18 protein-coding genes are annotated in these 19,368 nt (G+C 68.6%); 6 read left to right on the forward strand and 12 right to left on the reverse strand.

Annotated features, from left to right (window positions below):
* Positions 1–3: 3 nt before the first annotated feature.
* The 5 genes from ACEN9J_RS11640 to ACEN9J_RS11660 form a co-directional block, all read right to left on the reverse strand.
* A complete protein-coding gene (locus ACEN9J_RS11640) occupies positions 4–717 on the reverse strand; it encodes an ABC transporter ATP-binding protein (RefSeq protein WP_057589573.1) in 714 nt (237 codons plus the stop codon).
* Positions 714–1,481 (reverse strand): ABC transporter ATP-binding protein, encoded by a 768-nt coding sequence (locus tag ACEN9J_RS11645; protein WP_413764143.1) that lies wholly within the window; start codon positions 1,479–1,481, stop codon positions 714–716. The genes ACEN9J_RS11640 and ACEN9J_RS11645 overlap by 4 nt, the downstream gene beginning before the upstream one ends.
* Positions 1,478–2,437, reverse strand: a complete 960-nt coding sequence (locus ACEN9J_RS11650; RefSeq protein ID WP_413764144.1) for a branched-chain amino acid ABC transporter permease — start codon at positions 2,435–2,437, stop codon at positions 1,478–1,480. The genes ACEN9J_RS11645 and ACEN9J_RS11650 overlap by 4 nt, the downstream gene beginning before the upstream one ends.
* A 5-nt stretch (positions 2,438–2,442) precedes the next feature.
* Positions 2,443–3,303: a branched-chain amino acid ABC transporter permease gene (locus ACEN9J_RS11655; RefSeq protein WP_057589571.1), complete on the reverse strand. Its 861-nt coding sequence runs from the start codon at positions 3,301–3,303 to the stop codon at positions 2,443–2,445.
* Positions 3,304–3,388: 85 nt separating this feature from the next.
* Positions 3,389–4,594, reverse strand: a complete 1,206-nt coding sequence (locus ACEN9J_RS11660; protein ID WP_413764145.1) for an ABC transporter substrate-binding protein — start codon at positions 4,592–4,594, stop codon at positions 3,389–3,391.
* A gap of 242 nt (positions 4,595–4,836) precedes the next feature.
* On the opposite strand from ACEN9J_RS11660, the gene ACEN9J_RS11665 reads away from it, so the two are divergent.
* A complete protein-coding gene (locus ACEN9J_RS11665) occupies positions 4,837–5,601 on the forward strand; it encodes a FadR/GntR family transcriptional regulator (protein WP_057589569.1) in 765 nt (254 codons plus the stop codon).
* Positions 5,602–5,610: 9 nt separating this feature from the next.
* On the opposite strand, the gene ACEN9J_RS11670 is transcribed toward ACEN9J_RS11665, so the two are convergent.
* On the reverse strand, positions 5,611–6,561 hold the full coding sequence (locus tag ACEN9J_RS11670) for a LysR family transcriptional regulator (protein WP_057589568.1): 951 nt from the start codon (positions 6,559–6,561) through the stop codon (positions 5,611–5,613).
* Between the two features lie 97 nt (positions 6,562–6,658).
* On the opposite strand from ACEN9J_RS11670, the gene ACEN9J_RS11675 reads away from it, so the two are divergent.
* The gene (locus tag ACEN9J_RS11675; RefSeq protein ID WP_413764146.1) at positions 6,659–8,011 is read left to right on the forward strand and encodes an aspartate aminotransferase family protein; all 1,353 of its coding nucleotides are present in this window, start codon (positions 6,659–6,661) and stop codon (positions 8,009–8,011) included.
* A gap of 153 nt (positions 8,012–8,164) precedes the next feature.
* Here ACEN9J_RS11675 and ACEN9J_RS11680 read toward each other — a convergent pair whose 3' ends face one another.
* The 6 genes from ACEN9J_RS11680 to ACEN9J_RS11705 are packed head-to-tail and all read right to left on the reverse strand — an operon-like array spanning position 8,165 to position 14,001.
* Positions 8,165–9,553 carry an FAD-dependent oxidoreductase gene (locus ACEN9J_RS11680; protein WP_413764147.1) on the reverse strand — a complete coding sequence of 463 codons (1,389 nt, stop codon included), beginning with the start codon at positions 9,551–9,553 and terminating at the stop codon, positions 8,165–8,167.
* 18 nt (positions 9,554–9,571) lie between these two features.
* Positions 9,572–10,021 (reverse strand): N-acetyltransferase family protein, encoded by a 450-nt coding sequence (locus ACEN9J_RS11685; protein ID WP_413764148.1) that lies wholly within the window; start codon positions 10,019–10,021, stop codon positions 9,572–9,574.
* Complete coding sequence (locus tag ACEN9J_RS11690; protein WP_057589563.1) at positions 10,018–10,581, reverse strand: phosphonate degradation HD-domain oxygenase; 564 nt, start codon at positions 10,579–10,581, stop codon at positions 10,018–10,020. Before ACEN9J_RS11690 ends, ACEN9J_RS11685 begins: the two co-directional genes overlap by 4 nt.
* A 2-nt stretch (positions 10,582–10,583) precedes the next feature.
* Complete coding sequence (gene phnY, locus ACEN9J_RS11695; RefSeq protein WP_413764149.1) at positions 10,584–12,032, reverse strand: phosphonoacetaldehyde dehydrogenase; 1,449 nt, start codon at positions 12,030–12,032, stop codon at positions 10,584–10,586.
* An 18-nt stretch (positions 12,033–12,050) separates the two neighbouring features.
* On the reverse strand, positions 12,051–13,277 hold the full coding sequence (gene phnA / locus ACEN9J_RS11700) for a phosphonoacetate hydrolase (RefSeq protein ID WP_057589561.1): 1,227 nt from the start codon (positions 13,275–13,277) through the stop codon (positions 12,051–12,053).
* A 1-nt stretch (position 13,278) separates the two neighbouring features.
* Positions 13,279–14,001 (reverse strand): phosphonate utilization associated transcriptional regulator, encoded by a 723-nt coding sequence (locus tag ACEN9J_RS11705; RefSeq protein WP_261207860.1) that lies wholly within the window; start codon positions 13,999–14,001, stop codon positions 13,279–13,281.
* A gap of 158 nt (positions 14,002–14,159) precedes the next feature.
* On the opposite strand from ACEN9J_RS11705, the gene ACEN9J_RS11710 reads away from it, so the two are divergent.
* From ACEN9J_RS11710 to ACEN9J_RS11725, 4 genes are all read left to right on the forward strand, one after another.
* Positions 14,160–15,200, forward strand: coding sequence for a putative 2-aminoethylphosphonate ABC transporter substrate-binding protein (locus ACEN9J_RS11710; protein ID WP_413764150.1), 1,041 nt, complete (start codon positions 14,160–14,162; stop codon positions 15,198–15,200).
* Between the two features lie 86 nt (positions 15,201–15,286).
* Complete coding sequence (locus tag ACEN9J_RS11715) at positions 15,287–16,426, forward strand: putative 2-aminoethylphosphonate ABC transporter ATP-binding protein (protein WP_413764151.1); 1,140 nt, start codon at positions 15,287–15,289, stop codon at positions 16,424–16,426.
* Positions 16,423–18,156 carry a putative 2-aminoethylphosphonate ABC transporter permease subunit gene (locus ACEN9J_RS11720; RefSeq protein WP_413764152.1) on the forward strand — a complete coding sequence of 578 codons (1,734 nt, stop codon included), beginning with the start codon at positions 16,423–16,425 and terminating at the stop codon, positions 18,154–18,156. Before ACEN9J_RS11715 ends, ACEN9J_RS11720 begins: the two co-directional genes overlap by 4 nt.
* A gap of 38 nt (positions 18,157–18,194) precedes the next feature.
* Positions 18,195–19,325: a 2-aminoethylphosphonate--pyruvate transaminase gene (locus ACEN9J_RS11725; protein ID WP_413764153.1), complete on the forward strand. Its 1,131-nt coding sequence runs from the start codon at positions 18,195–18,197 to the stop codon at positions 19,323–19,325.
* Positions 19,326–19,368 lie beyond the last annotated feature (43 nt).

Here is a 19,368-nt window from a genome sequence, read left to right on the forward strand (position 1 = left end):
GCCTCAGGCGAGGCCCACGCCCAGGTAGCGGTCTTTCACGTCGTGGTCGGCCATGAAGGCGGCATTGCCGGCCTCGTGCACGATCCGGCCCTGCTCGACGATGTAGTGGCGATCGGCGAGTTGCACGCAGACCTCGAGGTTCTGTTCCACCAGCAGGATCGCGACGCCCGCGGCCTTGATGGTCTGGAGCTGCGCGACGATCTCCTCCACGATCACCGGCGCCAGGCCCTCGACCGGCTCGTCGAGGATCAGGAGGCGCGGGTGGTTCATCAGCGCGCGGCCGATCGCCAGCATCTGCTGCTCGCCGCCCGAGAGCTGGCCGCCGCCGTTGCGGCGTCGCTCCTTCAGGCGCGGAAAGATGCGGTAGATGTCGTCGAGCTGCCACGGCGACTCGCGCCGCTGGCCGAGCAGCAGGTTCTCCTCGACCGTCAGCAGCTTGAAGATGCCGCGGTGCTCGGGCACCAGGCAGACGCCGCGCGCGGCGATGCGGTGCGCGGGCTGGCCCGCGATGTCGGCGCCCTGGAAGCGCACGCGCCCGGCCGTGGGCGTGACCGCGCCCGCGATGCTCTTGAGCGTGGTCGACTTGCCCGCGCCGTTGCGGCCCAGCAGCGTCACCAGCTCGGCCTCGCCCACGCGCAGCGACACGCCCTGCAGCACATGGCTCTTGCCGTAGTGCGCATGCAGGCCCTCGACCTCGAGGATGTGGCTGGTGCTCATGCCTTGCCTCCCGTGATCATGTTGCCGAGGTAGGCGCTGCGCACGCGCGCATCGGCGCGGATGTCGCCCGGCAGCCCCTCGGCCAGCACGCGGCCCAGCTGCATCACGGTCACGGTGTCGGAGATGTCCATCACGATGTTCATGTTGTGTTCGATCAGCACCACGGTGTGCTCCTCGCGCAGGCCGCGGATCAGCTGCTTCATGTCGTCGAGGTCGTCGATGCCCATGCCCGAGGTCGGCTCGTCGAGGAAGATCGCCTTCGGCCGCGCGGCCAGCGCCATGCCGACCTCGAGCCGCCGCTGCTGGCCATGCGAGAGCTCGGCCGCCGGCACGTGGGCGAAGCGCTCGAGGCCCACGCGCTGCAGCACCTCTTCCACGATCGCCTTGCAGGCCATCTCGCCGACCGGCGCGCGCCAGCAGTTCATGGCCTGGCGCGGCGCGATGCCCTGCGCCGCCACGCGCAGGTTCTCGCGCACCGCGAGGCTGCCGAACAGGCTCGTGACCTGGAACGAGCGCGCCATGCCGCGCTGCACGCGGCGGTGGTCGGGCTCGCGCGTCACGTCGTGGCCGTCGAACAGGATGCGCCCGCCGGTGGTGGTGCCGGTGCCCGTGAGCATGTGGAACAGCGTGGTCTTGCCCGCGCCGTTCGGGCCGATCACCGAGTGCACCGTGTTGCGGCGGATCTTCAAGTCGACGCCGCCGAGCGCGGCGAACTTGCCGTAGTGCTTGGTGACGCCGACGGCTTCGATGAGGACGTCGCTCATGCTTTTTCTCCCTGCGCGGCGGTGGCGCCGGCGCCTTGCGCGCCCTTCCCGAAGATGCGTCGCCAGGCGCTCTCGCCCAGCCCCCAGAGGCCGCGCTGCATGCCGATGCTCACGCCGATCAGCAGCAGCCCCAGCAGCAGCAGCCAGCGCGGCCACAGCGTGGAGAGCCAGTCGGCCAGCAGCACGTAGAAGGCCGAACCCAGCACCGAGGCGAACAGGTTGCCGGTGCCGCCGATCACGGTGATGACCAGGATCATCTCGCTCGTGTGGTACTCGGCGTTCGACAGCGGCGCGATGCCGGTCATCATGGCGTGCAGTCCGCCCGCGAGGCCGGTGACAGCGCCCGAGATCACGAAGGCCAGCAGCTTGAAGCGCCGCAGGTCGTAGCCCACCGCGGCGGCGCGGTCGCCGTTGTCGCGGATCGCCAGCAGCGTGCGGCCGAACACCGAATCGGTCACGCGCAGCAGCAGGCCGAAAGCGATCAGGAACATCACGGCCACGAAGGCGTAGTACTTCCACGGCGTGTCCATGAAGGCCGGGCGCGGCACGTCGAGCAGGCCGTTGTCGCCGCCGGTCAGGCCCGAGGCCGTGTAGGCCACGAAATAGAACATCTGCGCGAAAGCCAGCGTGAGCATCACGAAGTAGGTGCCGCGCTGGCGAATCGCGACCCAGCCGACCAGCGCCGCGCCGAGCGCGCCCATGCCGATGGCCGCGAGCAGCGCCAGCGGCATCGGCAGCGCGAGCCGCGTGAGCAGGATCGCGATGGTGTAGCTGCCCAGGCCGAAGAAGATGCCCTGGCCGAAGGACAGCAGGCCCGTGTAGCCCAAGAGCAGGTTGCAGCCGAGCGCGGCGAGCGCGTAGATCAGCACCTCGCTCGCGAGCGAGCCCGAGCGCATGAAAAGCGGCAGCGCCAGCGTGACGGCCAGTGCCAGCAGGAAAGTGATTTTTCTGGGCATGGCGTTCATCCTCTGCGGCCGAGCAGGCCATGCGGGCGCAGCAGCAGCACGGCCGCCATCGCGATGTAGATCATCAGGCTCGCACCGGGCGGCCACAGGGTGCTCATCAGGCTCTGCACGATGCCGATCAGCAGGCCGCCGACCAGCGCGCCGCCGAAGCTGCCGAGCCCGCCGATCACCACCACCACGAAGGCCACGCCGAGCGCCTCCACGCCCATGAAGGGCTCGGCGCCGCGGATCGGCGCGGCCAGCACGCCGGCCAGCGCCGCCGTGGCCGCGCCGAGCGCGAACACCAGGCTGAAGACGCGGAACACGTTGATGCCGAGCAGCGAGACCATCTCGGTCGACTCGCTGCCCGCGCGCACCGCGCTGCCCAGGCGCGTGCCCTCGAGCACCCACCACAGCAGCACCGCGAGCACGGCGGTGAAGCCGATCACGAACAGCCGGTACTTCGGATAGATGAAGCTGCCCCACATCACCACGCCCTGCAGCAGGTCGGGCGTGGGCACGCTGTTGCCCAGCGGGCCCCAGAAGACGATCACGATCTCCTGCACCGCGAGCGCCAGGCCCACGGTGACGAGGATGTGGAATTCATGCGCCTTCGCGTACACGCGGCGCAGCAGCAGCTTCTCGGCCAGCCAGCCGAGCGCGCCGACGGCCAGCGGCACCAGCACCAGCGCGGCCCAGAAGTTCAGGCCCCACTGCAGCGCCTGGAAGCACAGGTAGGCGCCCAGCAGGTAGAAGGCGCCGTGCGCGAAGTTCACGAAGCGCAGCAGGCCGAACACGATCGACAGGCCGACGGCCAGCAGGAAGTACAGCATGCCGATGCCGATGCCGTTGATGGTCTGGAGCAGGTAGACGGACATGGGTGTGGGAAATGGAGCGTGCGGGCGGACCGCGCTCCGCCGTGCCACCGTGATGGCGCGGACGAGATCGCGGAACCGGCGTGACTCAGGCCAGCTTGCAGCCCGTCTTGTCGACCGGCAGGAAGGACTTGCCGGAGCTCACCACCTCGACGTAGTCGGCCGCGTCCTTCATCTTCGACTTGGCCTTGCCCTTGAGCAGGTAGTAGTCCTTCACCACCTGGTGGTCGGCCTTGCGGATCTCCTCGCTGCCCGTGAGGCCGTCGAACTTCATGCCCTCGAGCGCCGCGATCACGGCCTTCTGGTCGACCGTGCCGGCCTTCACGATGCCGTCGATCAGGATCTTGGTGCAGACGTACGAGCCCGCGAGGCTGTAGTTGGGCACGATCTTGAGCTTGTCGGCGGTGCGCTTCACCAGCTCCTTGTTGAGCGGCGTATCCACCGTGTGCCAGTACTGCGCGCCGAAGTACACGCCGTCGCAGAGGTCGGCACCGAGCTCGTCGAACTGCTCGAGCCCCGAGGCCCAGGCCATCAGGATCGTCATGTTCTTGTGCATACCGAAGCTCACCGCCTGGCGCAGCGCGGCCGAGGACTGGGCGCCGAAGTTCAGGAGCAGCAGCACGTCGGGCTTGGCGGCCATCGCGTTGGTGAGGTAGCCGCTGAACTCCTTCTCGTTGAGCGAGTGGTAGCTGTTGCCCACGTGCTCGATGCCCTTCTCCTGGAAGATGGTCTTGGCCGCGCTCAAGAGGCCGTCGCCGAACACGTACTGCGGCGTGATCGTGTACCAGCGCTTGGCCTTGGGCATCTGCGCGACCAGCGGGCGCACGGTCTGCTCGATGGCGCCGAAGGTGGGCACCGACCAGCGGAAGGTGGCGGGGTTGCAGTCCTTGCCGGTGATCTCGTCGGCGCCCGCGGTGGTGATGAACAGGCCGCCGGCCTTCTCGGCCTCCTTGCCCATGGCCAGCGCTTCCGACGACAGGATGCCGCCCGCGAAGAACTTCGCGCCCTGCTGCTGCGAGGCTTCCTGCACCTTGCGCACCGCGGTCGCGGGCTTGCCCTCGGTGTCGAGCACCGTGTAGGCCAGCGGACGCTTGAGCACGCTGCCGTACTGCTCGATCGCCAGCTTCATGCCGAGGTCGGCGAACTTGCCGTTGGCCGCGAAGGCGCCCGACATCGGCACCGGGCAACCGAAGCGGATCGCGTCGGCCGATTGCGCGAAAGCCGAACGGCCGGCCAGCAGGGAAGCGGGAGCGGCCGACAGGGCGGCCAGTTGGAGAAGGCGTCTGCGTTGCAAGAGGAACTCCGTCGTGGTGAGGGTGGAGGGGATGGGCGTCCGCGGTCGCGGCGAATTTAAGCGGATAAATAGGATTAATATGCTGGTAAAAACCCGCTAGCAATCCTCGTGCCCAAAAACCACCGACTTCGCGGCCCCCTCGCCCCGCCCGCGTGCACCACGCCGATGCACCCAGTACCGCTGGGTAAGATCGCGCGCTGTTGCGCATTCCGCGCATCTCCCGAGGGACATCGAGCGTGGGCATGACAGTGGGGCAACACCGCCCGAAGCGACAAAAGCTCTCGGACGTCATCGTCGAGGACGTGAAGCGCTGGATCGTGGCCGAGCGCAAGCAGCCCGGCGACCGGCTGCCGAACGAGAAGGAACTGATCGAGCTGTTCGGCTATTCGAAGAGCACGGTGCGCGAGGCGCTCAAGGCGCTCGAGGTCAGCGGCCTGATCTCGATCCGCACCGGGCCCGGCGGCGGCGCCTACCTGCAGCAGGTGTCGGTCGAGCATGCGTCCGAGCCGCTGCGCAACTTCCTGCACTTCCACCACCTCGACGGCCACCACATCTACCAGCTGCGCAAGGCGCTCGAACCCGAGCTCGCGGTCAGCGTGGTGGGCCGGCTCACGCCCGAGATGTTCGAGCGGCTCGAGGAGAACGTGCGCCTGTGCACGAAGGAACCGGCCTCCGAGGACGAGCAGCGCATCCAGCGCGAGGCCGAGCTGGCCTTCCACACCATCCTGGCCGAGGCCTGCCCCAACCCGGTGCTGTCCTTCATGTGCCGCTTCCTCAACGACCTGCTGCGCGACCTCGTGGTCTACAAGAAGGCGCTCGACCACCACCACTTCGGCGAGGCCAACGTCGACTACCACACGCAGCTGCTCGCGGCCTACCGCAAGGAGGACGCCGCGACGGTGCAGCGGCTGATGAGCGAGCACATGGTCGACGCCGAGCAGCACATGCACGAGATGGAGGCGCACATCGGCGCCAAGCATCTGTTGGTGCCCAACGCCCAGCGCTGAGCGCGCCTCCTACTTGCCGCGGTGCGCCGCCGTGAGGCAGGCCTGGAACGCCAGCACCGCGCGCGAAGGCTTCGGCGAACGCCGCAGCAGGCTCACGAAGCGGCATTCGTAATGGAAGCGCTCGGGCAGCACCGGGCGCATCAGCCCGCGCTGCTCGAACACCTGCGCATAGTGGTCGGGCAGGAAGCCCAGGAAACGCCCCGACAGGATGAGCGTGGCGATCGCCTCCTGGTCGAAGCCCGTGGCCTTGCGCGAGAGCTGCGCGCGGTGGCTCAGCTCCATGTTGGGCGAGTGGTAGCCCAGGCCCGCGAAATGGTGCTCGCGCAGCTTGGGCCAGGTGAGCTTCGCATGGCTGGCCTCGAAGAGCGGATGGCCGCGGCCGCAGTACAGCAGCATGGTCTCGCCGAACAGCTCCTCGTAGATCAGGCTCTTCGAGCTGCGGTGCGCCGGGATGATGCCGATCTGGAAGTGGCCCTCGAGCACGCCCTGCTCGATCGCGTTGATCGAACCCACGTGCACCGCCAGGCTGACCTCGGGCGCCACCTCGGCAAAGCGCGCGATCGCCTCGCCGATGCGCGCCTGCGGATTGGTCGCGGTCTTGTCGAACAGCGCCACCTCGAGCTGGCCGCCCATGCGGTTGTGGATGTCGTCGATGCTGCCGCGGAAGGCGTCGACCGAAGCGAGCAGCCGCAGCGTCTCGTCGTAGACGCGCTGGCCCTCGGCCGTGAGCGCGAAGCCGGCCCGGCCGCGCCGGCACAGCACCAGGCCGAGCCGGGTCTCGAGGTCCTTCACGTGGCGGCTCACCGTCGAGGTGCCGATGTTGAGCTCGAGCTCGGCGGCCGCCATGCCGCCGCAGTCGACCACGCTCTTGAACACCTTGAGCAGGCGCAGGTCCATGTCGCTGAGCTGGCCCAGAACGGCACGGCTGCGGGCCGTGGAGGCGCCTTCTTTTACTTGCATGGACCGTCAAGTGAACATTGATATTGCGCCATTCTCCACACTGAATGGCTTGCCAACAATAGTCGCGTCACCTTTCCCACCCAACCTGGACGCACCCATGACCCTCGCCACGCCCGACCTCGCCAACCCGGCCCCGCGCACCGATGCCGCCTGGCTCGAGGCGCACTGGATGCCCTACACCGCCAACCGCCAGTTCAAGGCCGACCCGCGCCTGATCGTCGAGGCCAAGGGCGCCTACTTCACCGACCACGAAGGCCGCAAGATCTTCGACGGCCTCTCGGGCCTGTGGTGCTCGGGCCTGGGCCACGGCCGCCCCGAGATCACCGAGGCGGTGAGCCGCCAGATCGCCAAGCTCGACTATTCGCCGGCCTTCCAGTTCGGCCATCCGCTGTCCTTCGAGCTCGCCAACCGGCTCAAGGAACTGACGCCCGCCGGCCTCGACTACGTCTTCTTCACCGGCTCGGGCTCCGAGGCCGCCGACACCTCGCTCAAGATGGCGCGCGCCTACTGGCGCGCCAAGGGCCAGGCCAGCAAGACCCGGCTGATCGGGCGCGAGAAGGGCTACCACGGCGTCAACTTCGGCGGCATCTCGGTCGGCGGCATCGGGGCCAACCGCAAGCTGTTCGGCCAGGGCGTCGAGGCCGACCACCTGCCCCACACCCAGCTCGCGGCCAATGCCTTCACGCGCGGCATGCCCGAGAACGGCGCCGAGCTGGCCGACCGCCTGCTCGACCTGATCGCGCTGCACGACGCCTCGAACATCGCGGCCGTCATCGTCGAGCCCTTCGCGGGTTCGGCCGGCGTGGTGATCCCGCCGCAGGGCTACCTGCAGCGCCTGCGCGACATCTGCACCGCCAACAACATCCTGCTGATCTTCGACGAGGTCATCACCGGCTTCGGCCGCTGCGGCACGCTCACCGGCGCCGATGCCTTCGGCGTGGTGCCCGACATCATGAACGCCGCCAAGCAGATCACCAACGGCGCGCAGCCGCTGGGCGCCGTGATCGCCAGCAAGGAGATCTACGACACCTTCATGGCCGCGGGCGGCCCCGACTACATGCTCGAGTTCCCGCACGGCTACACCTACTCGGCCCACCCGGTGGCCTGCGCCGCCGGCATCGCCGCGCTCGACGTGCTGCAGAAGGAAGACATGCCCGCGCGCGTGAAGGCGCTGGCGCCGCATTTCGAGAACGCCGTGCACAGCCTCAAGGGCAGCAAGCACGTCGCCGACATCCGCAACTTCGGCCTCGCGGCCGGCCTCACCATCGCCGCGCTGCCCGGCGAACCGGCGCGCCGTCCCTACGAGATCGCGATGAACTGCTGGAAGAAGGGCTTCTACGTGCGCTACGGCGGCGACACCATCCAGCTCGCGCCGCCGTTCATCTCGGAGAAGGCGGAGATCGATCGCATGATCAATGCGCTGGGCGACGCGCTGGCGGAGACGGCCTGAACCTCGATACGAGATCGACCACGGTACACCCCACCGTGCCGAAGCTGCTCGTTCGCGGGCACTCGCGGAACCGGCTTTGCCGGGCCGCCGAGTGCGCCCCCTCGAGGGGGGATCCGGAGCGACACGAAGTGCGCGGAGATTCGGGGGTGGTTGTCACGCCTTGTCGGCCTTGCCCGCGGCGTTGGCGAGCTTGCTGAGCATGCGGTCCACCAGCCACGGCTGGCGGTTCTCGTCCTCGGCGAGTTCCTTGCGGCGGATCGCATTGCGCACCACGATCGATCCCACGTAGCGCACCGGCTCGGGCGGGAAGTAGCCGAGCGGCCCCTTCGTGATCGGGCTGCGCGTCCAGGCGTTGTCCTGGTCGAGCACCAGCGACGACAGGATCTGCCCGCCCATGTAGGTCGGCCCGACGCCGTTGCCCGAGTAGCCGAAGCCGTAGTAGATGTGCGGCGCCCCATCGAGCCGGCCGAAGAACGGGAAGCCCGTGACCGAGCGGTCGGACGGGCCGTTCCAGCTCGCGGTGATCGGCGTTTCGCTCAGGGCCGGGAAGAAGGAACGCAGCGCCTGCGTGAGCTCGGCCTCGTAGGGCGAGCGCTCGTCGAACACCTTGGCCATGCGCCCGCCCCAGGCGAAGGTATTGCCGCCCTTGCCCAGCATGAGGCGGCCATCGGCCGTGCTGCGGTAGTAATAGACGAAGGTGCGCGAATCGAGCACCGACACGCCGTCGGTCAGGCCGCTGCGCGCGAGCAGCTCGGGGCAGCGCTCGGTGATCACCATGTCGCTCGACACGATGGCGATGGTGCGCTCGAACTGCGCGAAGCGGCTGGCCATCCAGGCATTCATCGCGAGCACCAGCTTCTGCGCGCGCACGCTGCCGGCCGGCGTGCGCACCACGACCGGATGGGCGGTGGAGAAATCGAGCATCGGCGTGCGCTCGTGGATGCGGATGCCCATCGCCAGCGCCACGCGCCGCAGCCCGCGCACCAGCTTGCCCGGATGCACGGTGGCGGCGATCGGCGAATACACGCCCGCGAGGTTGCGCGCCGAGCCCGAGCGCCGCGCCACTTCCTCGGGCGGCAGGGTGCGGTAGGAATGGATGCCGCGCGCCTCGAGCGCGCGCATCATCGGATCGAGCGTGCCGACCTGGGCCGGCGAGGTGGCGGTGTAGAGCGTGCCGTCCTGGCGCAGCTCGGCGTCGATGCCGTGGGCGGCGCAGAAGTCGGCGATGTGCTGCACCGCCGCCTCCGAGGCCTTGACCAGGCGCACCGCCTCGTCCTCGCCGAACAGCCGGCGCAGGGTCAGGAACTTGGCCGACCAGGTGAGCAGGCAGCCGCCGTTGCGCCCGCTCGCGCCGGCGCCGCAGAGGTCGCTCTCGAGGATGACGATGTCGAGCGCGGGCGCCTGCTGCCTGGCCTGGATCGCGGTCCACAGGCCGGTGAAGCCGCCGCCGACGATGCAGAGGTCTGCCTCGCATTCGCCCTGCAGCGCGGGCGCGAGGTCGCCGTCGTTGAACAGGGCCTGTTCGATCCAGAAGGGGCGCATGGCGGCTCCGTGAAGGGGTCAGGGCTTGCGCCGCATCTCGTAGGAAAACTCGGACTCGCGCTCGACGACGAAGCCGAAGCGCGCGTAGAGCGCGCGGGCCGGATTCGCCTTGAGCACGCTGAGCGTGAGGTCCACGCAGGCGCGCTCGGCCTCGGCGACGACCTCGGCCAGCAGCCCGGTGCCGATGCCGCCGCCCTGATAGCCCGGCGCGAGCTGGATCTGGATCAGCACCCACTCGTGCGGATCGCGCGACACCTTGAGCAGGCCGACCGGCTCGCCCTCGTGCAGCAGCAGCTCGGCGCATTCGAAGCGGTGCATCAGCCGCGCCATGTGGTGCGCATCGCTGACCTCGGCGCCCGACGCCACCACGTGGCCGTTCATCGTGCGCTGCCGCAGCGCGAGCAGGAAGGGAACGTCCTCCCGCGTGGCCGGGCGGCGCGCCATCACGACCGGTGGCGTAGCGCTCATGCCGCGATGGCGGAGGGCTTCAACGCGGCCTCCAGGTGCCGCACGTAATGCGCGAGGTCCGGCGTCTTCGCGTCGGCGCACTTGGCCGTGTCGTCCCAGCGCCGCAGCCGCACCGCGTCCTTCGCGTAAGGCAGCGCCTCGAAGGCACTGGCCTGCGCCGAATCGAACACGCCGCCCTGCAGCTGCAGGCTGCGCTGCGAATCGGGCGACAGTGCCTCCAGATAACCGGGCTCGCGCGCACACAGGAAGCGCTTGGCATCGACGTGCAGCCGGATCGGTTCCAGCGTGGCCGGGCCGAACAGCGCGCGCAGGAACGGCAGGCAGCGGTACTGGTGCAGGTCGTCGAGCCCCTGCTGCGTCGGCGTGCCGCCGAAGTCGTGCAGCAGGTGACCCAGGTCGTGCAGCAGCGAGGCGGCGATCAGCGCGCTGTCCGCCCCCTCCTGCTCGGCCAGGTGCGCCGATTGCAGCGCATGCTCGAGCTGCGTGACGGGCTCGCCGTCGTACTGGGCATGGCCCTTGGTTTCGAACAGGCCGACGATGTCGGGAAGGCTCAGGCTCATGGTTACCAGGGCAGCGAGTAGGTCTTGGTGTTGGTGAAGCTCTTCATCGCCTCGAGCACGCCTTCCTTGTAGCCCAGGCCCGAGTCCTTGATGCCGCCGAAGGGCGTGAGTTCGAGCCGGTAGCCCGGCACCTCGCGCACGTTGACGCTGCCGACGTTGAGCTCGCGGATGAAACGCGTGATGTGGTCGAGCCGGTTGGTGCAGATCGACGACGACAGGCCGTAGGCCGTGCCGTTCGAGATGCGGATCGCCTCGTCGATGGTCTTGAAGCGGATCACCGGCGACACGGGCCCGAAGGTCTCGTGCTTCGCCACCGTCATCCCGGCATCGACGCGGTCGAGCACGGTCGGCGAATACAGCGCGCCGCGGCGCTCGTTGCCGTACAGCAGCTTCGCGCCGGCCGCGATGGCCTCGTTGACCACGCCCTCGAACTGCTTCGCGGCGGCCTCGTCGATCACCGTGCCCATGTCGGTGTCGGGATCCATCGGGTCGCCGTACTTGAGCGCGCGGGTCTTGGCCACCAGCAGTTCGACGAACTGGTCGGCCACCGATTCGTGCACCAGCATGCGCTTGATCGCGGTGCAGCGCTGGCCCGAATTCTTGTACGAGCCGCTGGCCGCGAGCGTGGCCGCCTCCTCGACGTCGGCATCGTCCATCACGATGATCGGGTCGTTGCCGCCGAGCTCGAGGATCTGGCGCTTGTAGACCGCCTTGGCCGCGATGTACTTGCCGATCGGCACGCCGCCGGTGAAGGTGACGAGGTCGACGTCGGCATTGGTCAGCAGTTCGTCGGCGATCTCGCGCGGGTCGCCGGTGAGCACCGACAGCATCGGCGGCGGCAGGCCGGCCTCGTAGAGGATGTCGGCCAGCAGGAAGGCCGCCAGCGGCGTCTTCTCGCTGGGCTTGAGCACGATGCGGTTGTTGGTGGCGACGGCCGGCGCCACCTTGTGGATCACCTGGTTGAGCGGATGGTTGAACGGCGTGATGGCCGTGATCGCGCCCTGCAGCGGCTCGCGCAGCGTGTAGACCTTGCGGCTCTTGCCGTGGTGCGTGAGGTCGCACGAGAACACCTGGCCGTCGTCGACCAGCGCCTGGTTGGCCGCGAACAGCAGCACGTCGGAGGCGCGGCCCACCTCGTAGAGCGAGTCCTTGCGCGACAGGCCCGATTCGAGCGTGATGGTGCGCGAGATCTCGTCGAGGCGTGAGGCAATGATCTCGCCCGCGCGCATCAGGATCTTGTAGCGCTCGTAGCGCGTGAGCGTGGGCTTGTAGTCGCGCGCGATGCGCAGCGCGTTGCGCACGTCGTCGAGCGTGGCCTTGGGCACGGTGGCGATCACCTCGCCGGTGTAGGGATAGGTGACCTCGATCGTGCGGTCGCGGTAGACGCGCTCGCCGGCGATGCGCAGGGCTTCGCGGTGGATGGTGCCTGGCTTCAGCGTGGCTTGGCTCATGGGTGCTCCGGCGGTCGGTTACTGGGCGTGGTTCAGCGCGATGTCGAGCGCATCGAAGTTGCGCAGGCGGCGGCCGGCGGCGATGCCCGCCACCGGGCGGTTGCAGATCAGCGGCACGCGCTGCTCCGACACGCCGCCGTGCGAGCGCAGCGGCACCTCAAGCGCCGACAGGTCATGGCGGCTGGCCGCGGTGCCGATCACGGTGTTCTTCTCGCTCACGACCACGATGTCGCCGATGCGGTCGGCGGGGAGCTCGAAGCGCTGCGCCGCTTCCTTGCGCGACAGCACCGACTCCATGCCCGGCACCTGGCGGATGCGCTCGATCCAGCCCGGCACGCTGCCCTCGTCGGGCGCGTAGACCGTGGCGAAGGAGCCGAGCGCGCCGTGGTGCACCACGTAGGGATCGGTGATCGGCAGGATCACGCGCGCGGTGCCGGTGCCGTACCAGCCGTCGAGCACGTCCTGCAGGTAGATGACGTTGGGCGAGCCGTCGGCGCCGTGCTTGTCGTTCATGCCGTGGTCGGCGGTCAGCACGATGGTGGCGCCGAGCGCATCGAGCTGCGCCAGGTAGCGGTCCATCATCGCGTAGAAGGCATTGGCCTGCTCGCTGCCGGGCGCTGCCTTGTGCTGCACGTAGTCGGTGGTCGAGAGGTACATCAGGTCGGGACGGCGCGATTCCATCAGCTTCACGCCGGCCGCGAACACGAACTCGGAGAGCTCGGCGCTGTAGACCGAGGGCACCGGCATGCCGACCATGCCGAGCACGTCGTCGATGCCGTTCTCCTCCATCGTCACCTGGTCCGACTTCTCGGACGAGAAGCAGATGCCCTTCATGCGGTGGCCCAGCAGCTTGCGCAGCTTGTCCTTGGCCGTGACCACTGCCACCTTGGCGCCCGCGTCGGCGAAGGCGGCCAGCACGGTGCCGGCGCGCAGGTACCTGGGGTCGTTCATCATCACTTCCTGGCCCAGCTCGCGGTCGAAGAAGTAGTTGCCGCAGATGCCGTGCACCGCGGGCGGCGCGCCGGTCACGATCGACAGGTTGTTCGGGTTGGTGAAGGACGGCACGACGCAGTCGGCCAGCAGGTCGGCGCCCTCCTTTCGCATGCGGCCGATGTACGGCGCCACGCCGGCGGCGATGGCCGCGTCGAGGTAGGCCGGCTCGCAGCCGTCCACGCACACGACCACGATCGGGCGCGCCATCCAGCGATAACTCCTGGCATTGACTTCGAGGGTCTCCGGTGTCATTTCAGACTTCCTTTGGTGGGTTGTTCGTGGTGGCGGCTTCGGCATCGGCGCGGCCGAAGGCCTTGTGCATGCGCGCGCGGCTGCCCGCGACATGCCGGCGCAGCGCGCGGCCCGCGATGTCGGGGTCGCCGCTGGCGATGGCCTCGACGATGTCGCGGTGCTCGTCGGCCGAGACCCGCAGGCCGCCGCCGCTGTCGAGCGCGCGCATGCGGAACAGGTGCAGCTCCTTCACGAGGCGCTTGTAGGTCTCGGTCAGTTTCCTGCTGCCCGCGGTGTCGAGCAGGATCTCGTGGAACTGCAGGTTGAGCTGCGCGTATTGCTCCACGTCCTGCGCCTGGGCCGCCGAGCGCATGGCGTCGAGCATGGCGCGCAGCCGCTCGACGGCATCGGGCTTGATCGCCAGCGCCACGCGGCGGCCGATGATTTCCTCCAGCGCCTCGCGCAGCTCGTAGATCTCGTCCGCTTCCTCGAACGCGATCTCGCGCACGAAGACGCCGCGGTTCTTCTCGTTGCGCACCAGGCCCGCCTCCTCCAGCGCGCGCAGCGCCTCGCGGATCGGGCCGCGGCTGGTGTTGAAGCGCTGCGAGAGCTCGCTCTCGTTGATGCGGCTGCCCACCGGGAGCTCGCCCGTCATGATCAATCGCTCGATCTCCTCCTGCATCAGCATCGGCAGCGAGCTGGACTGGAGGAACGCGAGGGCGGAGGAGGGATTGCTGGTGACCATGGAACGCATTCTCCAGCCTCGGATTGAAAACTGTCAACAATTTTTTATTGACAGTATTAAGTTGGCAATCTACATTGCTTTCACCGGATCCCGGCCGCCAGGCCCCGGACGCCCGCCACTCACCCTTTCGTGACAGCAAGCCCTCTCAGGAGAAACAGATGACGATGAAACCAAGCTCGCGCCGTCTCGCGGCCGTCCTGTGCGCCGCGGCGCTCGGCCTCGCGACCAGTGGCGCCGCCTGGGCGCAGAAGACCTCGCTCCTGGTCTACACCGCGCTCGAGACCGATGCCATGAAGCTCTACAAGGACGCCTTCGAGAAGGCCAATCCCGATATCGAGGTGAAGTGGGTGCGCGACTCCACCGGCATCGTCACCGCCAAGCTGCTGGCCGAGAAAGCCAATCCGCAGGCCGACGTGGTGGCCGGCTTGGCCGCCAGCAGCCTCGCGCTGCTGCAGCAGGAAGGCATGCTGCTGCCTTACGAACCCAAGGGCTTCAAGGAACTGAACCCCGCCTACTCCGATGCCGCGCGCCCGCCTGCCTGGGTCGGCATGGACGTCTGGGCCGCCACCATCTGCTTCAACCGGGTCGAGGCGCAGAAGCTGGGCCTGCCCAAGCCCGAGAGCTGGAAGGACCTCGCCAAGCCGGTCTACAAGGGCGCCATCTCGATGCCGCATCCGGCCTCCAGCGGCACCGGCTACCTCGACGTCTCCTCGTGGCTGCAGCTGTGGGGCGATGCCGAGGGCTGGAAGTACATGGACGCGCTGCACCAGAACATCGCGCAGTACGTGCACTCGGGCTCCAAGCCCTGCAAGCAGGCCGGCGCGGGCGAGTTCCCGATCGGCATCTCCTTCGAGTTCCGCGCCCACCAGGTCAAGAAGTCGGGCGCCCCGGTCGACCTGATCTTCCCGAAGGAAGGCCTGGGCTGGGACATCGAGGCCACCAGCCTCATGAAGACCAGCACCAAGCTCGAGCAGGCCAGGCGCTTCGCCGACTGGATGGCGAGCAAGGAGGCCAACCAGATCAGCGCACGCTGGTGGGCCGTGGTGGCCTACCCCGGCGTGGTCTCGAAGCTCGAGGGCATTCCCGACAACTACGAGAAGCTGCTCGCGAAGAACGACCTGAACTGGGCCGCCAAGAACCGCGAACGCATCCTGGCCGAGTGGAGCAAGCGCTACGAGGGCAAGGCCGAACCCAAGTAAGAGCTCGCCCCGCCTCTCCCGCCTGCCGTCTTCCTCCAACCCGCGGACACGCGCCCCGCCGCGTCCGCCAACGACGAGTGCGAACAATGGATACGACCGACACCCCGTTCATGGCCGGCCGGCGGCCCGCGAGCGGCGCCGCGGCGCTCGAGGTCATCGGGGTCCGCAAGGACTTCGAGACCTTCAGCGCGCTGCGCGACGTGCACCTGCGCGTCAACCCCGGCGAGATGCTGTGCTTCCTCGGCCCCTCGGGCTGCGGCAAGACCACGCTCTTGCGCATCATCGCGGGGCTGGAGACCCAGACCGCGGGCCAGATCCTGCAGAACGGCAAGGACGTCTCGTGGCTGCCGCCCGACCGGCGCGACTACGGCATCGTGTTCCAGTCCTACGCCCTGTTCCCCAACCTCACGATCGCCGAGAACATCGGCTACGGCCTGGTCAACGGCCGCGCCCGACGCGCCGAGGTCAAGGCGCGCGTCGACGAGCTGCTCAAGCTGGTCGGCCTGCCGACCTCGGGCGCCAAGTACCCGAGCCAGCTCTCGGGCGGCCAGCAGCAGCGCGTGGCGCTGGCGCGCGCGCTTGCCACCCGGCCCGGCCTGCTGCTGCTCGACGAGCCGCTGTCGGCGCTCGACGCGCTCGAGCGCATCCGCCTGCGCGGCGAGATCCGCCGGCTGCAGAAGCAGGTCGGCATCACCACCATCATGGTCACGCACGACCAGGAAGAAGCGCTGTCGATGGCCGACCGCATCGTGGTCATGAACCACGGCGTGATCGAGCAGGTCGGCACGCCGATGGAGGTCTACGAGCAGCCGGCCACGCCCTTCGTGGCGGACTTCGTCGGCAAGGTCAACGTGCTGCGCTCGGTGGCGCTGGGCAACCACCGCTTCCAGGTCGGCGACATGGAGCTGCAGTGCGATGCCTGCGACGGCGCCTTCGAGCCCGGCGAGGCGGTCAACCTCTACCTGCGGCCCGAGGACCGCGCGGTCGAGCACCTGCGCGAGGACACGGCCAACCGGCTGCGCGCCATGGTCACCAAGGTCGAGTTCCTCGGCGGCCTGTGCATCGCCGAGGTGACGGCCGACGCGCTGCACGGCCAGACGCTCGGGCTGCACTTCTCGCTCAACCAGCTGCACGACCTGGGCATCCGCGAGGGCCACACGGTCGACATCGCGCTGCGCGCCAACCGCATCCGCGCCTTCTCCGCAGCGCGCGCGCCGCAACCATGAACACGCTGGCCCATCCCCTCGCCGCCAAGCCGGCCATGAGCACGCGGCCCGCCCTGCGCTGGAGCCGCGACGAGACCATCGCGCGCGCCGTGCTGTGCGTCGTGATGGCGATGCTGTTCGTGTTCCTGGTCGCGCCGCTGCTCACCATCCTCGCGCACGCGGTGCAGGACAAGGACGGCCGCTTCGTCGGCCTGGCCCACTTCATCACCTACTTCCAGACGCCGAGCCTGCTGCGCGCCGCCTGGAACTCGGTCTGGGTCGCGGCCGCGGTGGTCGCGATCTCGGTGCCCACGGCCTTCGTGTTCGCCTATGCGCTCACGCGCAGCCGCATGCCGGCACCGCTGAAGGCCGTGTTCCGGCTCATCGCGCTGATCCCGCTGCTCGCGCCCTCGCTGCTGTCGGCGATCTCGTTCGTGCAGTGGTTCGGCAACCAGGGCGCGCTCAAGTTCCTGCTGGGCGGCACCTCGATCTACGGCGCGCCCGGGATCATCCTGGCCGAGGTCTACAACACCTTCCCGCATGCGCTGATGATCCTGGTCACTGCCCTGTCGCTGGCCGACGGCCGGCTCTACGAGGCCGCCACCGCGCTGCGCACGCGGCCGCTGCGGCAGTTCATGACCATCACCCTGCCCTCGTGCAAGTACGGCCTGATCAGCGCGGCCACCGTGGTCTTCACCTACGTGGTCAGCGACTTCGGCGCGCCCAAGGTGATCGGCGGCAACTTCAACGTGCTGTCGGTCGACGTCTTCAAACAGGTGGTCGGGCAGCACAACTTCTCGATCGGCGCGGTGGTCGGCATGCTGCTGCTGCTGCCGTCGATCGTCTCCTTCGTCATCGACTACGTGGTCCGGCGCAAGCTCAAGGCGCAGCTCACCGCGCGCTCGGTGCCCTACAGCCCGAAGCGCCGGCGCGTGGCCGACACCCTGCTCACGCTGTTCTGCACCGTGGTCTGCGCCTTCCTGCTGGCCACCATCGGCATGGCGGTCTACACCTCGCTGATCGCGCTGTGGCCCTACGACCAGTCGTTCACGCTCAAGCACTACCACTTCGTGCTGGTCGAGAGCGACATGGCCGCGGCCTACGGCAACAGCCTGCTGGTGGCCATGGCCACCGCGGTGGCCGGCTCGCTGATCGTGTTCACGGGCGCCTACCTGATCGAGAAGACGCGCGGCCTCGGCCTGATGCGCAAGGGCATGCACCTGATGGCCGTGCTGTCGATGGCGGTGCCGGGCCTGGTGCTGGGCCTGGGCTACGTGATGTTCTTCAACCATCCGGCCAACCCGCTGAACTTCCTCTACCAGACGATGGCGATCCTGATCGTGTCGATGGTGGTGCACTACTACACCTCGAGCCACCTCACGGCCGTCACCGCGCTCAAGCAGATCGACAACGAGTTCGAGGCCGTCTCGGCCTCGCTCAAGGTGCCGTTCTTCAAGACCTTCCTGCGCGTCACGGTGCCGGTATGCCTGCCGGCCATCCTCGACATCGGGCGCTACTTCTTCGTGGTGTCGATGGCCAGCCTGTCGTGCGCCATCTTCCTCTACACGCCCGAGACCATCCTCGCGTCGGTCGCGATCATGCACATGGACGACGCCGGCGACATCGGCCCGGCCGCCGCGCTGGCCAGCCTGATCGTGGTCACCTCGACCCTGGTGTGCATCGCCTATGCGCTGCTCACGCGCGTGCTGCTCGCGCGCACGCAGGCCTGGCGCAACCTGGGCCGTAGCTGAAGAGCCCATCTCATTCCCCTTCCCTGCCTGGAGACACCATGAGTCAAGCCCCGCATCCGATCCTGCTCACCCCCGGCCCCCTGACCACGTCCGAGCGCACGCGCCAGGCGATGCTGCGCGACTGGGGTTCGTGGGACGGCGACTTCAACCAGATCACCGCGCGCATCCGCCGCCAGGTGCTGGAGATCGTGCACGGCACGGGCACGCACGAATGCGTTCCGCTGCAGGGCAGCGGCACCTTCTCGGTCGAGGCCGCCATCGGCACCGTGGTGCCGCGCGACGGCCATGTGCTGGTGCCGAGCAACGGCGCCTACTGCCAGCGCCTCGCGAAGATCTGCAAGGTGCTGGGCCGCAAGCTGACCACCATCGACTACACCGAGGAGAAGCAGATCTCGCCCGCCGACGTGGACCGCGCGCTCGCGGCCGATCCCGGCATCACCCATGTCGCGGTGGTGCACTGCGAAACCGGCGCCGGCGTGCTCAACCCGCTGCACGAGATCGCATTGGTCGTTGCGAAGCACGGGCGCGGCCTGATCGTCGATGCCATGAGCTCCTTCGGCGCGCTCGAGATCGACGCGCGCAAGACGCCGTTCGATGCCGTGGTCGCGGCCTCGGGCAAGTGCCTCGAGGGCGTGCCGGGCATGGGCTTCGTGATCGTCAAGCGCAGCACGCTCGAGCAATGCGAAGGCCACAGCCCCTCGCTGAGCCTGGACCTGTACGACCAGTGGGTCTACATGGAGAAGACCACGCAGTGGCGCTTCACGCCGCCCACCCACGTGGTGGCCGCGCTCGACACCGCGATCGCGCAGTACCTGGAGGAAGGCGGCCTGGCCGCGCGCGGCGGCCGCTATGCGCGCAACTGCAAGGCGCTGGTGGGCGGGCTGGCCGCGCTGGGCCTGCGCGCCTTCCTCGACCCGGCCATCCAGGCGCCGATCATCGTCACCTTCCATGCGCCCGACGATCCGCGCTACGACTTCAAGACCTTCTACAACGAGGTCAAGAAGCGCGGCTACATCCTCTACCCCGGCAAGCTCACGCAGGTGGAGACCTTCCGCGTGGGCTGCATGGGGCACTTCGGCGACGCGGGCATTCCGGGCGCGGTCGCCGCCATCACCGAGACGCTCGAGGCCATGGGCATCCGGCAGGCATCGGCCGCCGTCGCGGCCTGAACGGACAACGCATGGCACCGGCGCATTGCAGCGCCGGTCCTAC

This window comes from Variovorax sp. Varisp41, from assembly GCF_047325085.1.
In the GTDB taxonomy this organism is placed as follows: Bacteria; Pseudomonadota; Gammaproteobacteria; order Burkholderiales; family Burkholderiaceae_C; genus Variovorax.